The 3,917-nt window shown below is 40.7% G+C and carries 5 protein-coding genes and 1 pseudogene; all 6 read left to right on the forward strand.

The features are described from left to right. Positions 1–50 precede the first annotated feature (50 nt). A pseudogene (locus tag IBX40_11650) lies at positions 51–218 on the forward strand (ISAzo13 family transposase). A gap of 12 nt (positions 219–230) precedes the next feature. Continuing rightward, positions 231–452 carry a hypothetical protein gene (locus tag IBX40_11655; GenBank protein MBE0524969.1) on the forward strand — a complete coding sequence of 74 codons (222 nt, stop codon included), beginning with the start codon at positions 231–233 and terminating at the stop codon, positions 450–452. A gap of 8 nt (positions 453–460) precedes the next feature. Continuing rightward, positions 461–700 carry a hypothetical protein gene (locus tag IBX40_11660; protein ID MBE0524970.1) on the forward strand — a complete coding sequence of 80 codons (240 nt, stop codon included), beginning with the start codon at positions 461–463 and terminating at the stop codon, positions 698–700. Positions 701–858: 158 nt separating this feature from the next. Continuing rightward, on the forward strand, positions 859–1,740 hold the full coding sequence (locus IBX40_11665; GenBank protein ID MBE0524971.1) for a hypothetical protein: 882 nt from the start codon (positions 859–861) through the stop codon (positions 1,738–1,740). A 2-nt stretch (positions 1,741–1,742) separates the two neighbouring features. Beyond that, positions 1,743–2,957, forward strand: a complete 1,215-nt coding sequence (locus IBX40_11670; protein MBE0524972.1) for a DUF2791 family P-loop domain-containing protein — start codon at positions 1,743–1,745, stop codon at positions 2,955–2,957. Positions 2,958–2,969: 12 nt separating this feature from the next. Then, positions 2,970–3,917 (forward strand): DUF2791 family P-loop domain-containing protein (locus IBX40_11675; GenBank protein ID MBE0524973.1); only part of this gene is annotated, 948 nt, incomplete at its 3' end.

The following is a 3,917-nucleotide window of genomic DNA, read 5'->3' on the forward strand; positions in this document are numbered from 1 at the left end:
CTCAAATGAGACCAGTGACTTTATAGCAGATGGTTTGGAACTAGGAAAGTCATCTCAAAGAGTTGGTCATAAATCTGGACAATGGACCTCATATAAACAGCCATAGAACTCAATTCATCAAAAGGATAATTGAGTTTGCTGATAAAACTGGTTTGAAAATCCGGCTGGTTTATTATCCACCTTACCACAGCAAATATAACTCGATTGAACGATGTTAGGGGGTTTTAGAGGTGCATTGGAATGGCATGCTCCTGTCTTCCATTCATAAAATCATCGGATGGGCTGAAACTATGACATGGAATGGTGTGCACCCCGCCGTTCATCTTGTCGATAAAGTTTACCAGAAAGGGGTTAAATTAACAAAAGAAGCAATGAAAATCTGCGAAGAGAGAATCGAAAGATTGGAAAATTTACCAAAGTGGGATGTCACCATAAACCCCATATTTGGGTAAATTATTTATTGGGAATTCCCTATAATGATGAACGCCTGCGGCCATTTATCACGAAGAATATTGCCAATGGTCTGGGTGTTAAGTCCCAGAGTATCATTTCCAACCTGAAAATGATAGAAGCAGATGGACTGATACGAAGCAAGAGAGGATCGATAAATAGAGGGGAGCCGTTTAAAGTAAAGACCGGGGTTAAGATGTGGTGGCTGACCGATGAAGGGAAGATATACGCTACGCTATTTGACAGATGATGGTATTTTATTAGTTGAAGTATTATTTTTATAGGAGTTATCCTTATTTTAGTGGAGGGTACTCTGCAACTAACAAGACATACTTTTACCGATGAAAACTGGCAAGTAACACACTCAAATCAACAATCTTATGAATAATACAAACATAATACACAAACATGTATGCAAATGAGTTGAGTGAAACAGAAACCCCGGAGCCCGTTGTTGATGTTCTGCGAACTATATCAGAAGAAGAAAGAAATCTTAGAAACATGCGCAAAGCCATCCGTACCATCGAAAGACTTACGGAAAACGAACCTTCGAATAATATCTATAAGATGAAACAAGAGTTGATGAAAATTGAAAAGATATTGAAACAGACCAGACTCACAGATTTAATCGAAGAAGATGTAGAACAACGCATTCGTCCTGTGAAATCAGAAATGCCTGAGTGGGAGGAGCAGGCAAACAGGAGTTTTGGCCAGAGGCTGGAAGACGCACTGGAACAGGTAGATTTCGAATTATCTGGAAACTACCCGTTACTCAAGGTTTTGTTTTACACACTGGAGGTGAAACTATACAATAACAGCGTTACAATCTGGTACGGTCCGCAGCAAGAGCAATTGGACACCTGTAAACCAATTCCCGAAGTAGTGGCAAAAAAACTTCTGGCAAGTCACAAGAAGATCACCAGCCGTAATTTTGATGACGAAACATTCCTCTTACACTTATTCGAAGCATATAAAGCAACTGCTCATCGCCACAACAAAAAAATAGGAGATTCGATTTCGGTTTCGGATATTATTCTGGAATATGCACTGTTGACCCAGAATAAAAATTTTAAAATAAATCCGGTTAAAAGCAGTTACAGAGAGTATGGACGTGTCTTCTTCAGTTATGATCTGTATCGATTAACGCAACGAACGATAGAGGACCATGTACTGAGCCTTGTTACTGCTACAAGAGCATATACAACACGAAGATCCGGGTTTCTCTGGATCCCATCCAATGAACGTGGAGATGGCACCTATATTTCACATATCAAGTTCAGGGAAGTGTGATCATGCAGAATGGGCTCTATGAAGAGGGCATAGACTCAATTTCAGCAAGAAAAATTATAGAGATCGTAGGTGGACAGGGAAATCCACCGGAATATGGATTTCAATACTTCACAGCCGGGTTGGACAGCTATCTCAAAACAATCGATGAGGATTATCTTGGAAGTTTCATAAAAGACGGCGGTTCGGCGTTTAAGATGGTGATTGGAGTATATGGTGGTGGTAAAACCCATTTCTTATACTCTATCAGAGAAGTTGCGTGGAATTATGATTATATTGCTTCATACATAGTTCTGAGTCCGGAACAGACGCCATTTCACAAATTAGAACAAGTATACAAAACCATTGCTGCAAATCTCATCTACCCACAGACCCCGGAAGAACTGCTATCAGGATATGACAAGGGAATTGAGGCGGTTATCAAGTCGTGGTATAACCGGAAGTACCAGGAAATGGCAAACAAACTGTCTGGGGATCTTATATCACATGAACTCAATGCCTATGCATTCGCACTTGGTCCCTACGAAAGCACGAGCTTTAGAAATGCAATCAAAGAGGCTTTTTTAAGTCTGGCAGAGAAGCGTAACGATGATTTCACGTTGATCATCCAGTGGTTGAAAGGAGAGAACCCACCAAAGAACCTACTCAAAAATTTCAGGATATTTGAAAAAATAGATAAAAGCACTGCATTTAAAATGATCCGCTCTCTTATCCAGTGGGTTCGAGACATGGACTACGCAGGAATTGTCGTTCTTATGGACGAGGCTGAACAGACTCCAAGCATGACCACAAAGCAAAAATCAGCCCTTTTGAGCAATATGAGGGAGTTGATAGATGAATGCGGACATGCCAACTTCAGAAATTCGATGTGGTTCTATGCGGTTCCCGATGAGAACTTTCTTGAAGGAAGAACGCAGGCTTACGAAGCTCTTCGGCAGAGACTGTCCTCGGTCTTCAATGCAGGGACAAATCCGACAGGAGTAAAGATATATCTTGAAGAAGTATCTGCAGATCCTGTGGAATTGTTGGCAGATATCGGAAGAAAATTGAGTACGATCTATGAAGTTGCATACAGTACGAAGTTCGAAACAAGTGTACTCAATGAGACGATAGCTGATATTGCAAAAGCAGCATATGAACGAAAGCTCGAAATTGGATACAAAAGGGAATTCGTTAAAAATCTCATCAAAGCGCTGCATAAATTGCGTAAAGCCAGGTAATGAGGTCTGAAATTGGACAAAACGATGTGGTTTGTTAAGCATGCCACGTACGGGATTGGAGGGGTGCAACAGACTCGGTTTGGTGGATTTGAGATGTTTGTTGAGTTCGAAGATGGTATTTTGCGGTGGATCAGACAGGACGAGCTTGAATTTCTGTCAGGTGACACACCGGTTCCAACTGTTGGAATCACAGAACCGATAGAACCAATCTTACCAGAAGAACGTTTTGAGGCAAGAAAGATCATAGAAGCACTTAGATTAGGTATAGTTTCTCATGGACAGGTAGACGATTTCACGTTTGGGCGAGATAAAGCGATCGGGCAGATTAAAGAGTGGCTGAATACCCAAAACAGCGGATCCCTGATAATTTCCGGAGAATATGGGATCGGAAAGACACATCTTCTTGATTATTTATACTCATCGATCCTTAAAAGCAATTGGGCAGTCGCAAAGGTTGAACTTGATCCCAATGAACTGCCTCTGCATAAACCAAAGGCTATATACGAGGCAATAATTCGTTCGTTTACATTCAAAACGCAAAACGGCGATTTCAGGCATTTTCTGCGAGAGATTGCAGCAAATCCTGATTGGTATGCACTACAGGAACATGAGTACCTGGGAATAATAATCGAAAAAATACACTCAGGAGAGGATGACGAACATATCTATGAGTGGATCGAAGGAGAACCGACATACCATCCCAGGATGTATAATTATTCAACATGTGGAAATATTTATTGTTACATATTGAGTGGGATAAGCTGGGCAGCAAAAAACATTCTCGGACTTAATGGGTTGTTGATCCTATTCGATGAAGCCGAAAGCGTTGATTCATTCTGGCATTCATCATACCAGAATAATAAAAGCTGGAATTTTTTTAGGGGACTTTTTCTGGCAGCTAACGATGATGAACTATCACTAATAGAGACTAACGCGAAAAAATTTTATAAGCATTACCTT

The sequence above is a fragment of the Methanosarcinales archaeon genome (assembly GCA_014859725.1).
GTDB lineage: Archaea > Halobacteriota > Methanosarcinia > Methanosarcinales > Methanocomedenaceae > Kmv04.